At 68.0% G+C, this 17465-nt stretch carries 26 protein-coding genes and 1 tRNA gene; 20 read left to right on the top strand and 7 right to left on the bottom strand.

What is annotated here, in order from left to right:
- Positions 1-52 precede the first annotated feature (52 nt).
- Positions 53-125, top strand: a tRNA-Arg gene (locus RIN18_RS16240).
- Here the strand turns inward: RIN18_RS16240 and RIN18_RS17685 are convergent.
- On the bottom strand, positions 84-347 hold the full coding sequence (locus tag RIN18_RS17685; protein ID WP_375163544.1) for a helix-turn-helix domain-containing protein: 264 nt from the start codon (positions 345-347) through the stop codon (positions 84-86). The genes RIN18_RS16240 and RIN18_RS17685 overlap by 42 nt on opposite strands.
- 140 nt (positions 348-487) lie before the next feature.
- On the opposite strand from RIN18_RS17685, the gene RIN18_RS16235 reads away from it, so the two are divergent.
- From RIN18_RS16235 to RIN18_RS16145, 19 genes are all read left to right on the top strand, one after another.
- A complete protein-coding gene (locus RIN18_RS16235; RefSeq protein ID WP_309105031.1) occupies positions 488-973 on the top strand; it encodes a helix-turn-helix domain-containing protein in 486 nt (161 codons plus the stop codon).
- Complete coding sequence (locus RIN18_RS16230) at positions 970-1143, top strand: hypothetical protein (protein ID WP_309105030.1); 174 nt, start codon at positions 970-972, stop codon at positions 1141-1143. Before RIN18_RS16235 ends, RIN18_RS16230 begins: the two co-directional genes overlap by 4 nt.
- Positions 1140-1445 carry a hypothetical protein gene (locus RIN18_RS16225; protein WP_309105029.1) on the top strand — a complete coding sequence of 102 codons (306 nt, stop codon included), beginning with the start codon at positions 1140-1142 and terminating at the stop codon, positions 1443-1445. The genes RIN18_RS16230 and RIN18_RS16225 overlap by 4 nt, the downstream gene beginning before the upstream one ends.
- Positions 1446-1514: 69 nt before the next feature.
- Positions 1515-1829, top strand: a complete 315-nt coding sequence (locus RIN18_RS16220) for a hypothetical protein (protein ID WP_309105028.1) — start codon at positions 1515-1517, stop codon at positions 1827-1829.
- 82 nt (positions 1830-1911) lie between these two features.
- A complete protein-coding gene (locus RIN18_RS16215) occupies positions 1912-3531 on the top strand; it encodes a hypothetical protein (RefSeq protein ID WP_309105027.1) in 1620 nt (539 codons plus the stop codon).
- A gap of 11 nt (positions 3532-3542) precedes the next feature.
- The gene (locus tag RIN18_RS16210; RefSeq protein ID WP_309105026.1) at positions 3543-3737 is read left to right on the top strand and encodes a hypothetical protein; all 195 of its coding nucleotides are present in this window, start codon (positions 3543-3545) and stop codon (positions 3735-3737) included.
- A 37-nt stretch (positions 3738-3774) separates the two neighbouring features.
- Positions 3775-4845, top strand: a complete 1071-nt coding sequence (locus RIN18_RS16205) for a phage portal protein (protein ID WP_309105025.1) — start codon at positions 3775-3777, stop codon at positions 4843-4845.
- A 5-nt stretch (positions 4846-4850) separates the two neighbouring features.
- The gene (locus RIN18_RS16200; protein ID WP_309105024.1) at positions 4851-6566 is read left to right on the top strand and encodes a hypothetical protein; all 1716 of its coding nucleotides are present in this window, start codon (positions 4851-4853) and stop codon (positions 6564-6566) included.
- Between the two features lie 18 nt (positions 6567-6584).
- Positions 6585-7250, top strand: a complete 666-nt coding sequence (locus tag RIN18_RS16195) for a hypothetical protein (protein ID WP_309105023.1) — start codon at positions 6585-6587, stop codon at positions 7248-7250.
- Positions 7240-7623, top strand: coding sequence for a hypothetical protein (locus RIN18_RS16190; RefSeq protein WP_309105022.1), 384 nt, complete (start codon positions 7240-7242; stop codon positions 7621-7623). The genes RIN18_RS16195 and RIN18_RS16190 overlap by 11 nt, the downstream gene beginning before the upstream one ends.
- A gap of 5 nt (positions 7624-7628) precedes the next feature.
- A complete protein-coding gene (locus RIN18_RS16185; protein WP_309105021.1) occupies positions 7629-8051 on the top strand; it encodes a hypothetical protein in 423 nt (140 codons plus the stop codon).
- A gap of 12 nt (positions 8052-8063) precedes the next feature.
- Entirely contained in the window at positions 8064-8531 is a 468-nt protein-coding gene (locus RIN18_RS16180; RefSeq protein WP_309105020.1) for a hypothetical protein, read from the top strand.
- Positions 8531-9877, top strand: a complete 1347-nt coding sequence (locus tag RIN18_RS16175; RefSeq protein WP_309105019.1) for a hypothetical protein — start codon at positions 8531-8533, stop codon at positions 9875-9877. Before RIN18_RS16180 ends, RIN18_RS16175 begins: the two co-directional genes overlap by 1 nt.
- Positions 9874-10239: a hypothetical protein gene (locus tag RIN18_RS16170; RefSeq protein WP_309105018.1), complete on the top strand. Its 366-nt coding sequence runs from the start codon at positions 9874-9876 to the stop codon at positions 10237-10239. Before RIN18_RS16175 ends, RIN18_RS16170 begins: the two co-directional genes overlap by 4 nt.
- Positions 10236-12584 carry a carbohydrate binding domain-containing protein gene (locus RIN18_RS16165; RefSeq protein ID WP_309105017.1) on the top strand — a complete coding sequence of 783 codons (2349 nt, stop codon included), beginning with the start codon at positions 10236-10238 and terminating at the stop codon, positions 12582-12584. The genes RIN18_RS16170 and RIN18_RS16165 overlap by 4 nt, the downstream gene beginning before the upstream one ends.
- Positions 12584-13372 carry a hypothetical protein gene (locus RIN18_RS16160; RefSeq protein ID WP_309105016.1) on the top strand — a complete coding sequence of 263 codons (789 nt, stop codon included), beginning with the start codon at positions 12584-12586 and terminating at the stop codon, positions 13370-13372. The genes RIN18_RS16165 and RIN18_RS16160 overlap by 1 nt, the downstream gene beginning before the upstream one ends.
- Positions 13369-14004, top strand: a complete 636-nt coding sequence (locus RIN18_RS16155; RefSeq protein WP_309105015.1) for a hypothetical protein — start codon at positions 13369-13371, stop codon at positions 14002-14004. Before RIN18_RS16160 ends, RIN18_RS16155 begins: the two co-directional genes overlap by 4 nt.
- Entirely contained in the window at positions 14001-14276 is a 276-nt protein-coding gene (locus tag RIN18_RS16150) for a hypothetical protein (protein WP_309105014.1), read from the top strand. Before RIN18_RS16155 ends, RIN18_RS16150 begins: the two co-directional genes overlap by 4 nt.
- A gap of 11 nt (positions 14277-14287) precedes the next feature.
- On the top strand, positions 14288-14521 hold the full coding sequence (locus tag RIN18_RS16145; protein ID WP_309105013.1) for a hypothetical protein: 234 nt from the start codon (positions 14288-14290) through the stop codon (positions 14519-14521).
- Here RIN18_RS16145 and RIN18_RS16140 read toward each other — a convergent pair.
- The 6 genes from RIN18_RS16140 to RIN18_RS16115 all read right to left on the bottom strand — a co-directional run.
- Positions 14518-14889, bottom strand: a complete 372-nt coding sequence (locus tag RIN18_RS16140) for a hypothetical protein (protein WP_309105012.1) — start codon at positions 14887-14889, stop codon at positions 14518-14520. The genes RIN18_RS16145 and RIN18_RS16140 overlap by 4 nt on opposite strands.
- On the bottom strand, positions 14873-15700 hold the full coding sequence (locus RIN18_RS16135; protein WP_309105011.1) for a tyrosine-type recombinase/integrase: 828 nt from the start codon (positions 15698-15700) through the stop codon (positions 14873-14875). The genes RIN18_RS16140 and RIN18_RS16135 overlap by 17 nt, the downstream gene beginning before the upstream one ends.
- 87 nt (positions 15701-15787) lie before the next feature.
- Positions 15788-16258 carry a hypothetical protein gene (locus RIN18_RS16130; protein ID WP_309105010.1) on the bottom strand — a complete coding sequence of 157 codons (471 nt, stop codon included), beginning with the start codon at positions 16256-16258 and terminating at the stop codon, positions 15788-15790.
- Positions 16251-16577 carry a hypothetical protein gene (locus RIN18_RS16125; RefSeq protein ID WP_309105009.1) on the bottom strand — a complete coding sequence of 109 codons (327 nt, stop codon included), beginning with the start codon at positions 16575-16577 and terminating at the stop codon, positions 16251-16253. The genes RIN18_RS16130 and RIN18_RS16125 overlap by 8 nt, the downstream gene beginning before the upstream one ends.
- Positions 16574-16834: a hypothetical protein gene (locus RIN18_RS16120; RefSeq protein WP_309105008.1), complete on the bottom strand. Its 261-nt coding sequence runs from the start codon at positions 16832-16834 to the stop codon at positions 16574-16576. The genes RIN18_RS16125 and RIN18_RS16120 overlap by 4 nt, the downstream gene beginning before the upstream one ends.
- 199 nt (positions 16835-17033) lie before the next feature.
- Positions 17034-17465, bottom strand: a 432-nt coding sequence (locus RIN18_RS16115) for an endonuclease/exonuclease/phosphatase family protein (RefSeq protein WP_309105007.1), incomplete at its 5' end; no start/stop codon positions are given.

Genomic DNA, 17465 nt, shown 5'->3' with positions numbered 1-17465 from the left:
CATCGTGTGTGAACCTGTTGTAGGCTGTTCCCTGGCCCGCTGAGCGGGCAGTGCGCCCCTAGCTCAATGGATAGAGCATCTGACTACGGATCAGAAGGTTGGGGGTTCGAGTCCCTCGGGGCGCGCACTTGAATCAGCCCCTCGGCGAACCAGCCGAGGGGCTGATTCGTTGTCTGGGCGATGGCGAACATTCGAGTAGCGTTCGGCTCCGAGCGCTCGTGCTCCCACTCGTTCACCGCCGAGCGAGAAGCGCCGACAGCGTAGGCCAGGTCCTCCTGACGCATGCCGGCCAGCTGGCGAGCGGCCTTAATCCGCTGCCCGAGGGTGGTCAACCCTGCATCGTTCATGAGTGTCATGCTGTCAGCATAGCCTGACACCTGCACAGAAAACACGACACGCCGAGCGCAATGCAATCCCGTGTTGCGGTTCGCGCGCGCGTTAGTGTCCCTCACATGACAGATAACGCGACATTGGCACAGGTTTCACGATGAGCCTGAATGCGTACATCTGGGCTGCCGACCTCCCGCTAGCTCGTTGCAACGGCACTGCGCATCGCGTGCTGCTCAAGCTAGCCGACCGCGCCGACGACCTCGGCTATGGCGCATACCCCGGCGTCCAGTCCATCGCCGACTCGCTCCAGTGCTCGACCCGCACCGTGCAGCGCGCCATCCGCGAGCTGCTCGACGCCGGCCTGATCCGCGTCGGAGATCAGCGATACGTCGAGCACTTCGACCCTCGCTACCGACCAACCGTCTACGACGTCCTGACGTGGGCGCTGCTCTACGCCGAAGAGCACGGGCAGGGTCCCGAGTCCAGGGGTGACAACCGTGTCACCCCTGGCGCTTTCAGGGGTGACACAAACCGGCATCCAGGGGTGACAACTGGTGTCGCCATATCCGTCCTTAAACCCTCCTACCAAGACTCTTCCTCTCATCTCACCTTGGTGAGCGCGCGAGAAAGCGACAACCCATGAGCGAAGCAGCCATCGAGCATCGGTATCTGGAGTCCGGCTGGTGCGTCTGTGGACATCACCGCGACGACGGTCGGCAGGAGCGCCAGCCCATCACGCGACCGAGCGTCGCCGAGATCAGGAGCATTCTCGGTCCGACCTACCAGCCCAAGCAGACGGGACCCGCATCATGACCATGACCATCGAGCGCATCGAGATCGACCACGCCGACACCGCACTTGCTGACCTGATCGCCTCGGCCCGCATCCGCGCCGAGCGCGCCGAGGCGCACCACCTGCCGGATACCGCCTTCGTCCTGGCCGGCATCGCCACCACCCTCAGCAACGCCCGAGCCCGGCTCGCCGAGGACGGCAGCGACTACCTCGACGCCGCATGGGCGTTCGTGGACGCCGGCCGCACCACCCTCGCGGGCATCGGCCCGGACGGTGTGAGCCGCAACATGGCACGCGCCTACCGGGAGGCGCACCGTGGTTGACCACATCCCGACCGTGCCCGGCCTCATCGCAGCGGTCATCCTCTGGGCGCTCGTGCTCTGGCCGCGCCGATGACTGCGAAGCACCGCGACCCGGAGTTCCTGCGCAACGCTCGGCTGGTGCGGGCGCAGGTCCGTCGAGCCTGGCGGCTCGGCGACGAGGTGCGGTGCTGGCGGTGCGGGCGGATGCTGGAGCCCGGCGCACCGTTCGACGTGGGACACCTCGACCCGCACGGCGGGCCCGCCCGCTCGAACCTCGCACCGGAGTGCGTGCGCTGCAACCGTGGCGAGGGTGGCCGGCGCGGCGCGGCGATCACGAACGGTCGGCGACCTCGGCCGAGCCTGCGCCCTGTTCGTCGTGGCGGTGTCGGGCTCGCGCCGTGGTGACCGGCCGGACTTTTTTTAGAGATCGCCGCAACCCCCGCCTTTGGCTCCAACAGCAATTTCTCCCCCTGAACTGGAGGTTCTTGTGACTCCCGCGCTGCCCACTCTCTCCGATCTGTGGTCGGAGGCGAATTGGCTCGAATGGCGTTCGCGCATCGAGCAGATGACGCCGATCCGCCTCGATCAGCTGGTGACCACGGAGCAGTCTCGTGGCGAGTTCATCCAAGGGGCGCGGCTGCTGCGCCTCGATCAGCGGCAGCGTGCAGGGGACGGGGGGTACGGGCCGTCACCGATGCAGCTCATGGTCGCCGATCTGCTCGCCGCCGGGCGGTTCATGAACGGGATCTTCGAGCCGCGCCGCTCGACCAAGACGACGGCGGTGCAGGCGGTGATGCTGGGCCGCTGCTGGTCGCGGGACGAGTACCGGGTCGGGTGGACGATGTTCACCACCGGGGCGAAGGCGGGGCAGCGGTTCCGGGAGGACATCGTGGCGCACCTGGAGCGGCTGTGGCCGTCGAAGCGTGATAGCCCGGTCAGCATCAACCTCGGCAAGGGCAGCGAGCAGCTGACGTTCCACCACACCGGCGCGACCCTGGTGGTCTCGACGCCGAACGGTGACGGGTTCCGGTCGGGCGGGTTCGACATGGCGTTCGGTGACGAGGGCGGTGAGGCTGACCCGGAGCAGGGCGCGGACGTGGTGCGGGCCGTCATCCCGACGATGGACACCAAGCCCGGCGCGCAGTTCGTCATCGCGGGCACCGGCGCGAAGTGGCGCACCGGGAATCTGCTGTGGGACACGCTGCACGACCCGGACGCCGCCGTTCTGTGGCACGGCATCCCGGAGACCGTGGACCGTGCCGAGCTGGTCTCGTGGGAGCCGGACATGCCGCACCCGAAGACCGGCGCGACGGGCGGTCGGATGCGGGAGTGGATTGAGCGCATCCACCCCGGTATGGGGTTCACCACGCTGGCCGACGCCCCGAAGCGGTCGTTCGACCGGGTGCCGCTGGATGACTTCCTGATCGAGTACGGCGGGCAGTTCGGGTTCGAGGGCGCGGCAGACGTGATGATCCCACCCGCGCAGCTGGAGCGTGCGATGCGGCGCGGTGTGCCGCCCGAGCCGCCGGAGCGGTTCAGCGCCGCGCTTAAGGTGCACCACCTCGGCACGGCTGCATCCCTCGCCGTCGCGTGGGAGTACGAAGAGCCCGGCGATCTTGTGTCCAACGCGCTCGCCCTCGCCGGGGAGGCCGCGCCGCGTCGGAAGCGGGCGGTCGCGCTGTGGTGGTGGCAGGCCGGAACCACGAACCTTGAGCGCGAGGTACTGATGCGGCTGCGCCGCCGGCCGACGACGCTCTGGTATGACAAGCGCGGGTACACGGAAGAGATCGCCGAGAAGCGCATCGGCATGGCCAACCCGCGCCCGATCATGAAGCCCACCGTCGCCGCCGACATCCCCGGCTCGACGGTCGGGTTCCTGAAAGCGTTGGAGGACGACGACCTGGTGATCTTCCACCATCCCGAGCTGGAACGCGCCGCGAGGGTCGCGACCCGGCAGGCGTTCGGGAACTACGGCACGTTCCGGTTCGGCCCGCCCAAGGACGACCCCGAGGCGGACGTGACGCCGCTGGAGGCGTGCGCGCTCGCGCTGCGATTCCTCGCCGACACCCCCAAGCGCATCAGCCCGGCCGACGCCATCCACTTCTAGGAGCACCCGCCATGATCCGACTCGACTGCACCCGCGTCAGCATCGTCATCGTCTGCACCGACTGCCCGTACTGGCGCGCGATGCGCTTCACCAAGCACGAGGCATGGAAGTGCGCAGCCGACCACGAGAAGCGCACTCACCCCGGTCTCACGCAGGCGCAGAACGCGTTCACGAAGCACCGGGCACGCGAGGGACACGCCGTCTGATTTTCGGTCGTCACATACCGGGCTGATCGTTTCACACATGGGTCTTTGGGATTTCCTCACCGGCTGGCCGGCCGTGAAACCGGCCCCGGTGCTGCCGGTGTCGCCGTTCATGCCGCCGGAGAACTCCCTGATGGAGATCACCGTCGCGTCACTGTGGCCCGAGCACGACACCTCCCAGACCCTCACCGTCGAAACCGCGCTGCGCATCGGCCCGGTCAAGCGCTCCTACGAACTCATTTGCGGTGTCCTCGCCCGGATGCCGTGGAAGCAGTACGACGAGAACGGGGAAACCCCGGTGCAGCCGCGCTGGCTGGTGAACTCGTCCACCGGGATCGCACCCCGCAACCTCCGCTACGGCGTCTACGGTGACTTGTTCCTGCACGGATGGGCGGTCATCGGGTTCGAGCTCGGTGAGGACCGCAAGCCCATCGACGCGCTGCACATCCCGCGCGGCTGGTGGAGCGTGGACCCGGAGACTGGCCGGCTCGACGTGGACGGGGCGGTGTCGCCCCGGTACCGGCAGCACCTCGTCGCGATCCCGCTCGGCTACAACAGCAACGGGCTGATGACAGACGGTGCCGACGTGCTGAAAGATGCCCGCGCGATCAACGCCGCCTACCGTGACCGGATCGAGAACCCCGTCGCGCTCACCCTGCTGAAGATCGCCGCCGACAACTGGGGCATGTGGTCGGCGGAAGAGCGTGAAGAGTTCCGGAAGCAGTTCATGAAGGCTCGCTCTGGTAAGGGCGGCGCGACCGGGATGCTGCCCGACTGGGTGGACGTTCAGCTGACAGGCCAGCTGCCGACCGACCTGTTCGAGTCCGGCCGCAACGCGAACCGGCTCGACATCGCGAACCACGTCGGCGTGCCGGCCTCGCTGCTGGAGGGCTCGAAGCAGTCCGGTGGCGGCGACATCCACTACTCCACCGAGGCGAACGGCGCGACCCGCAACGAGCTGTGGGACTTCGGTCTGTCGAAGTTCGCCGACGCGGTGGAGGCCCGCCTGTCCCTGGACGACATCTGCGCCGAGGGGCTCTCGATCCGGGTGGACCCGTCCGCCTACCTCGTCGCCCCGAACCCGACCACACCGACCACGAGTGAGGACTGAGACACATGGATGCTGTGATCATCGACGCCGGAACGCTGGCGTTCAGCGAAGAGGACATGACGGCGACCGGGCTGCTGGTCCCGTACGGGGTGAAGTGCCGATCCAACCTCGGCGAGTTCGAGGTCGGCAGCGGCGCATTCACCCTCCCCGCCGACACCACCGGCGCGGCGCTGAACATCGAGCACAAGCGTGAGGACGTCGTCGGCGGCATCTCCCGCGCGTGGGAGCAGCCCGAAGGAATCATGGGCACGTTCAAGTTCGCCATGACCGACGAGGGCCGAGCAGCGTTCGCCGACGCCAAGGCGGGCAAGCGCAAGCACCTCTCCGCCGAGGTCGCGAAGGTCACCATCCGCGACGGCAAAGCCACCGGCGGCAGGCTGTTCGCCGCCGCCCTCGTCGAGCGCCCCGCGTTCGAGGGCGCCACGCTCCTCGCGGCCGAGGACACCGAAGCTCCGGCACCCGAGGCGGAGTCCTCCAGCCGGTACGTCAGCGAGTACACCGACGCCGACGGCGTGAAGTGGCGGCGCGTGGAAGAGAACGTCAGCACAACCACGGTCACCCGTGTGACCGACCAGACCGAAGCCGCCCCGGCCGAGGACAACAACGAGAAAGAAGTGGAGTCCACCATGACCGCATCCGCAGTCACCGAGACCGTCGCCGGGGCGTCCGTGCCGGCCACCCTGCTCGGCACCCAGCCGCCCGCCGCACCCGGCGAGGTCGATCTCGGCAGCGTGTTCGCATCCATCGCCGCGATCAAGAACGGCATCGGCGACACGTCCGACGCCGAGACCCTGCTCGCCGCGCTCACCGACATCAAGTACAACGCAACCGGCGGGCTCACCACCGCAGCCTCCGGCGTGCTCCAGCCCGCCTGGGTCGGCAAGCTCTGGCAGGGCAAGCGCTACCAGCGCAAGTACATCGACCTCGTCACCCACCTGTTCGGCGGCATCCAGCTCGGCGGGCGCAAGGGATTCACCATCGACGCGAACGCTGAACTCGTCGCCGAGTGGGCCGGCAACAAGTCCGAGATGCCGTCCGGTGGCGCGACCACCGCGACCAAGGGCTCGACCCTCCGCAAGTACGGATGGGCTGCCGACATCGCCCGCGAGTGGTTCGACCTCGAAGGCGGCGCGGATGTCATCGAGGCGTTCCTCCAGCTCGTCGTGGACTCGTACGCCCGCGTCACCGACAAGCGCGCCCTGACCGACATCATCGCCGCCGCGTCCACCTCGGCCGCAGCCAACGACCGGATCGTTGCGCCGGGCACCTACCCGGCCGTCGCCGGCCACGACTACCCGGCCGCAATGGGCATGCTCATCGACGCCATCGAGGCGGTCACCGACAGCGACGACGAGCCGTCGTTCGCCGTCGTCAACCCGGTCGCGTGGAGTCAGCTGCTCTTCACCCCGAAGGACCTCGTGCCCGAGTACGTGTCGTTCTCCGTGAAGGCCGGCACCGGCGAGGGCAACGCCGACGGCAAGGTCATCGTCAAGAAGGCCCCGCAGGCGTTCTTCACCGGCCTCGACCCCCTCGCCCCGCAGATCGCCGCCGGCGCAAAGGGTGCCATCGAGTTCCGTGAGCAGGGGCAGACGCCGATCCAGCTCGACGCGCTCGACATCGCCCGCGGCGGTGTCGACAAAGCCGTCATCGGCTACCTGGAGACCTTCGTCGTCCGCCCCGAGTCGCTGGTGCTCATCGGCACCGACGACCCCGCAGTGTGACCGGCAGGGGCGTAGGACATGGCCACCTGGTACAACATCACCACCGACGACGAGCAGGCACGCCTGCTCGCCGCGTGGGACGACGCGCCCATCGAGAACCTCGAAACGCTCGGGTTCATCCTCGGTGTCGCACGCGACCAGGTGACCGCCTACGCCCCCGCCACCACGGCACCCATCTACGAGCCCGTCACCCTCAACTGGGCGACCGGTGAGCGGGTCGAGTTGAGTCGGGTCGGGCAGATCGTGACGGCTGTCGTCTACCCGAGGCAGGCGGCGACGAGAATGAACCCCGAGGGGCTCCCGCTGCCGGATGCGTTCGGCATCACTGGCGGCGACGCGATCATCATCATCAACCCGGATGACGACTCACCGCAGTGGCAGCTTCAGGTGGTCTTCAGCGGGGAGAACAAGTACGTAATGCTGTGGGGCGCGCTCAACACGGTCGGGCCGTACAGCCCCAATCCGGCCCTGTTCCAATGGGTCGCGGATCCCGCACCCGGCGACGGCGTGCCCGACAACTACGTGTACGCGCAGCTCCAGCAGGCCAAGAACCTGTGGAACGCCGGTCGCGTCAACAGCGGCGGGGAACTCGGTGTGGACGGGTACTCGTTCACGCCCCGCCCGATGGACAAGACGATCAAGGGCATCATCCGCCCCACAGATGGGAAACCTCATGCCCTCTAAGACCGTACGTCAGCACATCAGCGACGAACTCGCCCCGCATCTGCCGGCCGGTTGGGACATCGAACCGGGCATCCCGACGCTCGGCACGCTGCGCAAGCCGCTGCTGTGGATCGAGTACACCGGCTTCACCCCGTTGCCAGAGGCGCCCCTGTCTCACATCGCGGCGTCCGCCGACCTGTGCATTGCCACAAATAAGACCGACATGCGCAAGGGCGAGGACGAGGCCGACGAGCTGGTCGCCGCTCTGTTCGAGGCGGCGTTCGCGGCCGGCTCGTTCTACAGCATCAGCGCAGCGAAGACCGTGTTCGCCGACACCTACATCGGGTGGCGGATGTCCATCACCGTCGCCACCACCAACCCCGACAAGGAGTAGAGACCATGGCACAGATCACCGTGAAGCCGTTCGTCATGCGGGACTGCACGCTCAACATCAAAGACGGCGCGACCGATGTCGGCGACTTTGAGCTGCACGTCTCGAAGGTCGAGATCACCCCCAACGCGAGCGTGCAGGTGTGGAAGGGACTCACCCCAGCGGCCGTGTACCAGGACGTCGCGCAGCCCGAGTGGACCGCGAACATCGACTACGCGCAGGACTGGGAGACCGTCAACTCGTTCTCGCAGTACAGCCTCGCCAACGTCGGCAAGAAGGTCACCGCGAAGTTCACGCCCAAGAAGGGCACCGGCGCGAAGTCGATCACCGTCACCGTCACGATCCTGCCTGGCAGCATCGGCGGCACCGTGGGCGCGTTCGCGACCGGCTCGGTCGCGCTGCCCGTGGACGGTCAGCCCGTCCTGGCATGAGAGGCGACTGCGATGCGTCTGGACGTGCGTCGGAGCCGTGAACTCACGGCGCTCGTCCAGGTGCTCGCAACCGTCCCGAAGGAGGTCGCGAAGCAGGTGCGCGCCCAGTCGAAGGCCGTCATCGTCCCCGAGTGGAAGAAAGGCCTCGCCGAGCGTGCACCTGCCCGCATCTTCTTTGACCGGCTCGTCAACCCGTCCACCGTGTACGTCTCCGACCGGGGCGTGCGGCTCATCGCCGGGTCCAACGCCGCGAAAGCGTTCCCCCGCGAGACCGAGTTCGGTGCCTACCGGGAGGACTACAAGACGTACACCACGAGGCGGGGCGAGACCACCCGCCGCACAAAACGCCAGTTCTGGCACTTCCAACCGAAGGGGCGCGTCGTGATCCCCACCGTCGCCGCGATGATCCCCCGCATCGCGGCCCTGTGGGTGCAGACCTCGTACCGCACCGTCGCTGAGCTGATCGAAAGGGCACGCTGATGGCATCCAAGCGGTTCGAGATCGACATGGCCCTGAACGCGTCCGACGTCGCCAAGGGCGCGAAGGACGGGCAGAAAGCCCTCGCCGACCTGGAGCAGGCAGTCGGTGACGTCGCGGACGCCAGCGGTGACGCCGGCCGCGACGTAGACGACTTCGCGTCCAAGCTCGTAGACGCCTCCCGCAAAGCCGGGAAGAGCGACGACGACATCCGCGACGCGCTGCGCAAAATGGGCTACTCCGCCGACGACGCACGCCGCGCCGTCGATGACCTCGGTGACGAGTTCCAGGACGCCGGGCGCAAGGGCGAGCGCAGCGTAGACGACCTGGAGGACGCGCTCAAAGACGTGCAGCGGCAGTCCGAGCGCACCGAGGACGCCATGGACGACATCGGCGACACCGGCGACAAGGCGTTCAAGAAAGCTTCCGAGGGTGCTGAGGAGTTCAAGGACGAAGCGCAGCAGAGCATCAAGGAGACTGCCGCATCGTTCAGCGACGTGACCGACGCAGTCGATCTCGTGCAGGAGGTCGCCGCGAACGCGTTCAGCGGCTTCGGCCCCGCTGGTGTCGCGGCGGGTGCCGCAGCCGCTATCGGTATCGGCGCCGCCGCTGCCGGGTTCGAGGCGGTCAACGAAGCTGAACAGCAGTCTCGCGAGCGCGCGGCCGAGTGGGCGCAGGCCTATATCGAGGCGGGCGACAAAATTCTGAATGCGGCCGCGACGACGGCACTCGGGATGCAGATCGCCGAGGACGCCGAGAAGTTCAAGGCCGCGCAGGACAACGCGAAGAACTGGGGTGTACACGTTTCCGTCGCGATCGCTGCGATGTCGGGCGAGGCATGGGCGCTGGAGGCTGCGAACAAAGCGCTGCTGGAGTCCGAGAAGCAAGTCGCCGACGAGATGGCTGAGGTCGGGATGCAGTTCGACTGGTCGAAGGAATCCATGTCCCAGATGACCAGTCGGACCGTTGTCGGCCGGCAGGCGTTCGAGCAGCTCCGTGAAGAGATGCGCCTCGGCGGCGACCAGTTCGACGCCTACTCCCGATACCTGGCGCTCGTCGCTGAGAACACCGAGGGCGCCATCACCAAGACCGACGAGTTCGGAGACAAGGTGGTGGCGCTGCCAGACGGCACGACCATCTACATCGACGCCGAGACCGGGCAGGCGACCCGCGATACCGACGCGATCGAAAAGAAGATCTACGGCATCCGAGACAAGGACGTGGACGTGAACGTCCACGCACACACCTCCCGCGCTCAGGGCGATATCAACGGGCTCATCTCCCGCAACCAGGGCCGCACGCTGACGCTCAAGGCGCGCGTGATCACACCGATGGGGTACGACGGATGACGACGATCACGCACACCACCGGCACCCTCACCCCCGTCGTCGTGGACGGGTGGCGGGCCGCACGACCCGCCCGCACCGTCGTGCACGAGATCCTCGGCCGCACCGACCCCGACGTGACGTTCCGGCCCGCCGGTCTCCGACGCGGCACCCTCCGCCTCGTGTTCCCCGCCGAAGCGGATGCCGCCCACGCCGTGCAGGTGCTCGCGACCCCGCAGCGCCTCACCCTCACCGACCCCGACCGGGCAACCCTCGCCATGGCATTCGTCGTGCCCAGCGACGGTGGCGACATCGAGTGCGAGCTGGACGACGCGACCCGCAACGTGTGGATCGTGTCCTGCCCGTTCCAGGAGGTGACCGCGTGAGCACCCTCTCCCACCACGCGTACACCGCCGAAGCAACCCCGGCCGGCACCGCCCTCGGCGTCACCGGCGGGCAGGTGACGGCAGACACCTCCCGCATCCCGCACCTCGACGCCACCCTGCAATGCTCCGTCGAGAACCCCGCGCTACTCGAGCAGCTCGACCCCCGCGACAACGCCCGCGTCCGCATCACCGCCACCCGCTCCGACCACACCGAGAAGCAATACACACCCTGGACCGAGCAGCGGCGGAACCTGCTGCCGTACCCTGCGCTGCGCACCATCACGGGCTGGAGCACACCGAATGTGTCCACGCAGGCCCCGACTCCGGACGGCGTGCAGCTGAACTTCACGAACGGCACGAAGGCGACGTTCCTCGCCGGCCCGTACCACACCGCTTCCCCGGGCGAATCGTGGGCGGGGGAGTTCACTGTCACCGTGCCGCTCGGATTCCCCGCTGTCACCATCCGGGGGTGGCACGTCTGGTACAACGGCGGCGCACAGATCGGGCTGGCCGGTCAGGGTGATCTCGTGACCATCCAGCCGGGGCAAACCGCACTCGTCACCGCCGTACGGCAAGCCCCGGCGAACACGACTCACAACCGCTGGATGCTCTCCGCCGCTAGCGGGGGTGACATTCCCGCTGGTGGACGCATCATCGTCCGTGACGCGATCCTCGAACACGCGACCGAAGCCCCCGGCTACTTCGACGGGGGCACCAACCCGGACGGTGAGCTGGAGCGCACCCGCTGGCTGGGCGCGGCCGGCGCGTCGGCGTCGGTAGTGGAGTCCCGCGAGGTGACTGGGGCGGTCTGGGTGCCGGCGACGACGCGGACGTTCGATCTCGGCATCCGTGAGGCCAACCCCGACCGTGCCGCCGGGACGGTGGAGCTGCGCCTCGCATCGGATGAGGCGATCCTGATGGACTACGCCCAGCTCGTGGACGACACCGCACCGTGGGAACGGCAGGCGTCGCTCCGACAGGTGTGCGAGTACGTGCTCAGCAAGATCGGCGCGACCCTCCATCCGGGCGGGCCGGACGCTGATGTCACGGCGTTCTGGGAAGTCACGAACCTCATCACCAACCCGTCCGTGCGGGGCGTGCTCGGCAACTGGACGGCGGGTGGCGCGAACGGCACCCTCACCCGCGCGACCGGCCTGACCGGCGGGCCGGTGCCCGGCGTGACCACGTACACGCGAACAACCTGGACCGGGAACAGTGGGCTCGGCCAGGGCGGCGCGTACGGGCAGACCGGGACGGTCGCGCCGGTGGTCACGTGCCGGCCGTTCACGACATACCGCCTCGCCGTGTGGGTGCGCGCGAACGTCGCGAAGCCAGTCCGGTTGTCGGTGCAGATCTTCGCTGAGGACGGATCGGTACTCAACGGTGGCCTCGACATCGACAACCGCACCCTCACCGCGAACACGTGGACGCTGCTGGAGGGCACGTTCACGACCCCGGCGAACGCGGCCAAGCTCGGCGTCTTCACCTACTGTCAGGCGGGCACGCAGTGGGTGGCGGGGAACACGTACGACACGCTCGGGTGGATTCTGCATGAGGCCGTTGCACCCTGGGTGGACGGCGTCACGCTGCGGTCGATCACGGTGCCGTTCTTCGACGCCGCGACCGTGGACGGCAACTACATCTACGAGGCGTCCGGGGCGGCGCACGTGTCCGCCTCGACCCGCCGCCCGTACCCGATCGAACGCGACCCGCAGGCGCTGATCTGGCGTGCCGGCACGTCGGCGATGGAGTTCCTGCATCCGCTGCTGCTCGCGACCGGCATCCGGCTGGTGTGTGACGAGCAGCGCCGCTGGTGGCTGCGTGACGCCTCGCACGTCACTGAGGGCTCTCAGACGTACCGGTACGCGGCGAACATCGAGCAGGCCCGTGAGCGGCTCTCCCGCGACCAGGAGGACTGGTACGACGCGGCCGTGTACGAATACGTGTGGACCGACCGCAACGGGGTCGAGCAGCGCCGCACGGATGCGTTCGCACTCACCACCACCCCGACGAAGGTCGTGCACCGTCAGGTCGATGCGCCGTTCCCAGGGCCGGGCCGGGCCGAGCATGTCGTCAGGCGGGCGCAACGGCGTGGCCGTGAGGTGACCGTGACCGCGATCCCGACCTGGGACGAGGCGACCGATCAGCTGCTGTCGATCCTGCTCGACGGCACCCCGATCCAGACCGGGCTCGCCGCGACCGTCGCCTGGTCGCTGGACGAGGACACGGTGACGGTCACCGCCCGCACCACCGACACGCCGGCGTCGGCGTGGATTCTCACCCCGGCCGGTGAGGCATGGACCGATTCCCCGGTCGGGGAGTCCTGGACAGAGGAAGTGATCTGATGGCTGAGACCTACACGGGCACCGAGGGAACCGAAGCGTTCAACGACGGGATGACCGTCCTGGACGGCACCGAGGACCGCCGCGATGGGTGGCTCGCGATCAACAAGGCCCGCGACTACATCGTCACCAAGACCGCCGCCGCCCTGACCGCAGCGAAGGCGTACACGGATCAGAAAGTCGGGGCAATCTCCCTCACCTGGAACGCGATCACCGGCAAACCCTCCAGCTTCCCACCCTCGACGCACTCGCACAGTGAGGTACGGTCGGGCGGGTTCTGGTTCGGATGGCTCGGCAACGACACCTGGGGCACCGGCGACCACCTGTCCGTGGGCCGCAACCTCGGCGTCGACGGCATCTTCTACGGCAAGACGGTCCGCCTCACCGAGCACGTGTACGTGCCCGAAGCATCGGCCGCGACGTCCGGGTACACCGTCGCCTACATCAACTCCGATGGGCGGCTGTCGCGTGGTGCGTCGTCGGAGCGGTACAAGACCGACATCACCGACGCGCCCGACCTGGGCGACCTGTTCGCCGCCCCGCTGCGCCAGTACCGGATGAGGCAGGACGGTGCCGAACCGCCCGCGCACCCGGTGGATGACGAGGCCCGCATCGGGTACATCGCCGAAGAGCTGCTCGGCACCCCGATGGAACGGTTCGTGGTCTACCTCGACGGGCAGGTCGAGTCCATCGACTTCATCGCCCTGCTGATGGCGCAGAACCACCAGCTGCACACCGACCTCGACCTGCTCGCCCAGCGACTCACCGCACTGGAAGAGGCCGCATCATGAGCGTTCTCCAGCGCTCCCAGACGGTCGATGTCGGCGGCGGGCGCGGCAGGCTCGCCCCCGACCACGCAGCCTCTCTGCGCCGCGTGGACGCCGAGGTGCGGGCCCTGATCGGACGGGACCTCGACATCAACAGCGCATGGCGCGACCCCGCCACGCAGCAGAAGCTCCGGGAGGCGTACGAGCACTACCTGCGCTACGGGGCACCATGGGCACCCATCGCGCTGGAGCCCGACGACTCGGTGCACTGCAAGGGCGGCGCGATCGACACCGACGACCACCGTGATCCCCGCATCGTCCGCATCCTCAACCGGCACGGCTGGCGGCAGACCGTGTACCGCAACGGCCGGCTCGTGGAGGAATGGCACTTCGAGCGCTTCGCGAACCGAGACCAGCATCGCTTCGACCCCGACCCCGCAGCAACCGACCCCGAGGAGGAAGACATGTTCCCCGTCATCTACGCCAAGCCTTCGAACGCCGGCACCGTCTACGAGATCAAGAACGGTCGCAAGCGCGGCATCACTGCCGTCGAGTGGGCGCTGATCAAGGCCGCCTACGCCGCCGCCGGGCAGAAGGTGCCCTACGCACGTGGGCGGGTGACCGCCGAGCAGCTGAGGGGGATTCCGAACGCATGAGTGACGAGACCGACCTGCGCATCAGCGTGGCACGCATCGAAGGGATGCTGACCGCCACCCTCGCCCGCCACGACCAGCGCCTCGACCAGCACGAGGGCACCCTCGACCAGCACGGCCGACGCCTTGACGAGAAGGGCAAGACCCTCGCCCGCCACGACGAGCGCCTCAACGACCTCGAAGAGGACAACGACGCCCGCTGGGGCCGCGTCACCGGCATCCTCGCGCTGCTCGCCAGCGGCGGCAGCATCCTCCTGAACTACGTCAACACCTGAAAGGACACCCCGTGAACAGCAACCCGACTCAGACGCCGAACGTCGTCATCGAGAACCCGAAGGCCCGCAAGATCGCCGGGGCCGTCCTCGACGTCGCCGGCCTCACCCTCGCGGCCGTGATCGCAGCGGATGCCGCCTCACCCGCGTTCGACGTGGGCGCGGTCACCGTCCCCGCCCTCGCCGTGTGGAGCGTTCTCCGCGCCGGATTCGGGCTCGGCGTCACCGCACCCAACGTGCCGCGCTAATCGACACTCTCCAGCGCATGGTCGAGGATCATCTGTTTCGTCTCTTCGACTTGCGCTGCAGAGAGGTCGTCCTCGAAGTAATGCAGGCAGCCGACGCGCCACGCGTACAGCAGCTGAGGGTCGGCGTTATCGCTCGTCAGCCCAGCCTCGTACGAGACGCTGCCACACAGACCGTCGAGAGCTGCATCGGCGAAGCCCTCTGCGACCTCATCGAATGCACCATCGGCGTAGTCGCCGAAACCGCTCTCCAACTCCAGCGCGAACCGCTCGACCACCTCGTCCCGGTCGGGTCCGGTCGCGCACCCTGCCAGGAGAACGACGGATGCTGCGAGCAGCATCACCACCGGCACGTTACGCATAGCGGACATCACTGGCCTCCAGTTCCTCAATGGCCGCACGCATCCGCGTCCGGTCGTACTCAACATAGCGGCGGGTTGTGCTCGGGCTCGCGTGCCCGAGAGTCTCCTGCACGAGCAGCAGATCGGACCGGAGCGCGTACAACCTCGTCGCGAACCGGTGGCGCAGCGTGTGCATCGTCCAGCCCTCGGGGAGCCGCTCGGCGAGCAGCTTGCCGACGTACCTGGGTGACAGGTGGCCGTGGTCCTGACCGGGAAAGAAGTACCCGCGCGGCAGGTTCAGCAGAGCGGTCGCGAGCGAGGGCGGCAGCGGCACCTCGCGTATTCGGTCACCCTTGCCGTGGACGATGAGGGACCACCCTACGAGGTCCTCAACCAGGTCATCGCTGTGCGCCTGGGCGACCTCGGCGCGGCGCATCCCGACCTCGGCCGCGAGGCGCAGCATCAGCTGCTCGCGGTGGCTGGCTCGCATCAGCGCCTCGTGGTAGACCCGATCCGGCGCGGGGCGCGCACGGCCGGCGCGGATCGGCACCTTCGGCAGATGCTCGGCGACGTTCTCCTGCACGTGCCCGACCCGCACCGCCCACCGGTAGAACGACAGGAACGTGTTGCGGCGGCCGCGCCGAGTCTCGACCGCCCACGACTGCGCGGCCGCGTACGCCACCAGCTCGTCGGCGGTGAGGTCGTACGGGCCGGCGTGCACTCGTCGCGCGAGGTGCTGGAGGTGCTCGCGTCGTGAGCGGCGCGTCGTGGGCGGTTTCCCGCCGGCCTTCTGGTCGTCGTCGTATGCCGCGATGGCGTCGAGCCATTCCTGGTTGAGCATGTATTCCCCCTCGAAAAATGCATGAAGGAAACTACCCGGCGGGTGTACCGGGTAGTCCGATGATGGCGTAGCCGTGACTGCTAGCGACTAACCGTCCGGGTGGTCTGTGGGCAGCGCGTACTCGCCCGGCACGACCGTGCGCCGGTCGAAGGTGACGCCGAACGCCGTCGCGCGGATCGGCTCGCGCACCCGCCACTGACCGTTGTTCAGATCGTGGAAGCGCCGCTCGGCGCAGTCGTAGGCGTGCGTCATGAAGCCCGTGCCACGACAGTAGAGGCAGTTCGCGCCTTGCCAGTCGATCAGTGCATCCGTCCACGGATCACGGATAGCCGTGCGACCGCTGCCCATGCACGAGAAGCAGTACCCGCACGACGTCGGCCGGCCCATCCCGTCCACATAGCCGGGCGCGCCCACGTCGCTCCAGGTGAGCGGCACGCGACCGGACTCGCGGCAACCGTGCGTCACGTTCGCTCGATCAGGATGCTTGCACGTGCGTGGCCCCTCGTCCTCGTCGGGCAACGCCCACTCGTCGCCGAGCATGTCGAGCAGGTCAGCCACGGCTGCCGTCACCTTCGCCCATCCATCCATGCTCGGGGCACGGGCGCGGCGCTTCACCTTCCGACAGCGGGTCGGCGCAGATGCACCGGAACTCGCGGTCCGTGTCGACGCCGATCAGGTGCGAGGCGCATCCGGGGCTGAACTCCGAACTCATCCAGTACGCAAGCCACCAGCTCCAGTGCCGGTCGCACAAGCCGATATCCATGCCCGCCACCTCGGCGAGCACGCTCATCGGCACCGGCTCGGGATAGAACCTCGCGACCTGCTGGCACGCCCAGCAGACCTCATCGAAGGTCAGGCGCCCGCCGGGCGCGCTCATGCCGACACCTTCTCGGCGTAGCGCTGGTGCGCACTCTGGCGGGTGATCCCGAGCGCATCCGCGATGTACTGCCACGAGTGGCCCTGCTCACGCAGGCCCTGCACGGCCCTCGTGATGGCCTGCTCTACCTCGTCCCTGAGTGAGAGCAGTTCACCAAGTTCCCAGTCGTCGGCGTTCGCCACACGCTCGCCAGCGGCCCGGATGATCCGTCGAGCGAAACCGATGTAGGACGCCGTGTCCACGCTCTCACGGCTCATGATGCCGACCCCGATACGTTCGTCGATTCGGTGTCAGTCTCAACCTGACGCCACATTCCGGCGAGATTCAGGCTCCGCTCAGGGGTCCAGAATCCGTCAGACCACGGATCAGAAGGTTGGGGGTTCGAGTCCCTCGGGGCGCGCAAGTCGAAAACCCCCGTCGCGGAAGCGGCGGGGGTTTCGTCGTCACTGCACGCGGTCAGTGTCGGCTTGATGACGGATGCGGGAGCACGACCTCGGCGACGACCGGCATGTGATCGGAGGCCAGGGAAGCGACCACCTCGGCCGCCATGGGCGTCACGTCTTCCGAGGTGAGTACGTAGTCGATCCGGCCGATCGGGTTGTCGCTGTCGAACGTGTACCCGGGGCCCTCGCCGACGACCGGCCACACGTCCATCAGCAGCTCGGTGAAGTGGCCGTACTCGATCGAGTCCGGCCCGGCGTTCAGATCGCCGACCAGGACCGCGGGCATTCCTGCCGCCCCGACCGCTTCGTTGATCGCGATCGCCTGGTCGATGCGTCCCTGCACGCTCTGATGGGTGAGGTGCGTGTTGAAGAACCGGATCTTCGTGCCCCGCACGGTGACGTCGCCCTGAGCCAGGCCGCGCTGCTCACCGCCGGCATGGTTCGG

This window comes from Microbacterium sp. (assembly GCF_031179285.1).
In the GTDB taxonomy this organism is placed as follows: Bacteria; Actinomycetota; Actinomycetes; order Actinomycetales; family Microbacteriaceae; genus Microbacterium.
The sequence above is the reverse complement of the archived record's forward strand: the minus strand, read 5'-3'. Positions and strand labels throughout refer to the sequence as shown.

Bases quoted from the DNA above. Each gene is read 5' to 3' on its own strand.
- RIN18_RS17685 (WP_375163544.1), bottom strand. From the start codon at position 347: ATGAACGATGCAGGGTTGACCACCCTCGGGCAGCGGATTAAGGCCGCT.
- RIN18_RS16235 (WP_309105031.1), top strand. From the start codon at position 488: ATGAGCCTGAATGCGTACATCTGGGCTGCCGACCTCCCGCTAGCTCGT.
- RIN18_RS16230 (WP_309105030.1), top strand. From the start codon at position 970: ATGAGCGAAGCAGCCATCGAGCATCGGTATCTGGAGTCCGGCTGGTGC.
- RIN18_RS16225 (WP_309105029.1), top strand. From the start codon at position 1,140: ATGACCATGACCATCGAGCGCATCGAGATCGACCACGCCGACACCGCA.
- RIN18_RS16220 (WP_309105028.1), top strand. From the start codon at position 1,515: ATGACTGCGAAGCACCGCGACCCGGAGTTCCTGCGCAACGCTCGGCTG.
- RIN18_RS16210 (WP_309105026.1), top strand. From the start codon at position 3,543: ATGATCCGACTCGACTGCACCCGCGTCAGCATCGTCATCGTCTGCACC.
- RIN18_RS16205 (WP_309105025.1), top strand. From the start codon at position 3,775: ATGGGTCTTTGGGATTTCCTCACCGGCTGGCCGGCCGTGAAACCGGCC.
- RIN18_RS16200 (WP_309105024.1), top strand. From the start codon at position 4,851: ATGGATGCTGTGATCATCGACGCCGGAACGCTGGCGTTCAGCGAAGAG.
- RIN18_RS16195 (WP_309105023.1), top strand. From the start codon at position 6,585: ATGGCCACCTGGTACAACATCACCACCGACGACGAGCAGGCACGCCTG.
- RIN18_RS16190 (WP_309105022.1), top strand. From the start codon at position 7,240: ATGCCCTCTAAGACCGTACGTCAGCACATCAGCGACGAACTCGCCCCG.
- RIN18_RS16185 (WP_309105021.1), top strand. From the start codon at position 7,629: ATGGCACAGATCACCGTGAAGCCGTTCGTCATGCGGGACTGCACGCTC.
- RIN18_RS16180 (WP_309105020.1), top strand. From the start codon at position 8,064: ATGCGTCTGGACGTGCGTCGGAGCCGTGAACTCACGGCGCTCGTCCAG.
- RIN18_RS16175 (WP_309105019.1), top strand. From the start codon at position 8,531: ATGGCATCCAAGCGGTTCGAGATCGACATGGCCCTGAACGCGTCCGAC.
- RIN18_RS16170 (WP_309105018.1), top strand. From the start codon at position 9,874: ATGACGACGATCACGCACACCACCGGCACCCTCACCCCCGTCGTCGTG.
- RIN18_RS16160 (WP_309105016.1), top strand. From the start codon at position 12,584: ATGGCTGAGACCTACACGGGCACCGAGGGAACCGAAGCGTTCAACGAC.
- RIN18_RS16155 (WP_309105015.1), top strand. From the start codon at position 13,369: ATGAGCGTTCTCCAGCGCTCCCAGACGGTCGATGTCGGCGGCGGGCGC.
- RIN18_RS16150 (WP_309105014.1), top strand. From the start codon at position 14,001: ATGAGTGACGAGACCGACCTGCGCATCAGCGTGGCACGCATCGAAGGG.
- RIN18_RS16140 (WP_309105012.1), bottom strand. From the start codon at position 14,889: ATGTCCGCTATGCGTAACGTGCCGGTGGTGATGCTGCTCGCAGCATCC.
- RIN18_RS16135 (WP_309105011.1), bottom strand. From the start codon at position 15,700: ATGCTCAACCAGGAATGGCTCGACGCCATCGCGGCATACGACGACGAC.
- RIN18_RS16125 (WP_309105009.1), bottom strand. From the start codon at position 16,577: ATGAGCGCGCCCGGCGGGCGCCTGACCTTCGATGAGGTCTGCTGGGCG.
- RIN18_RS16120 (WP_309105008.1), bottom strand. From the start codon at position 16,834: ATGAGCCGTGAGAGCGTGGACACGGCGTCCTACATCGGTTTCGCTCGA.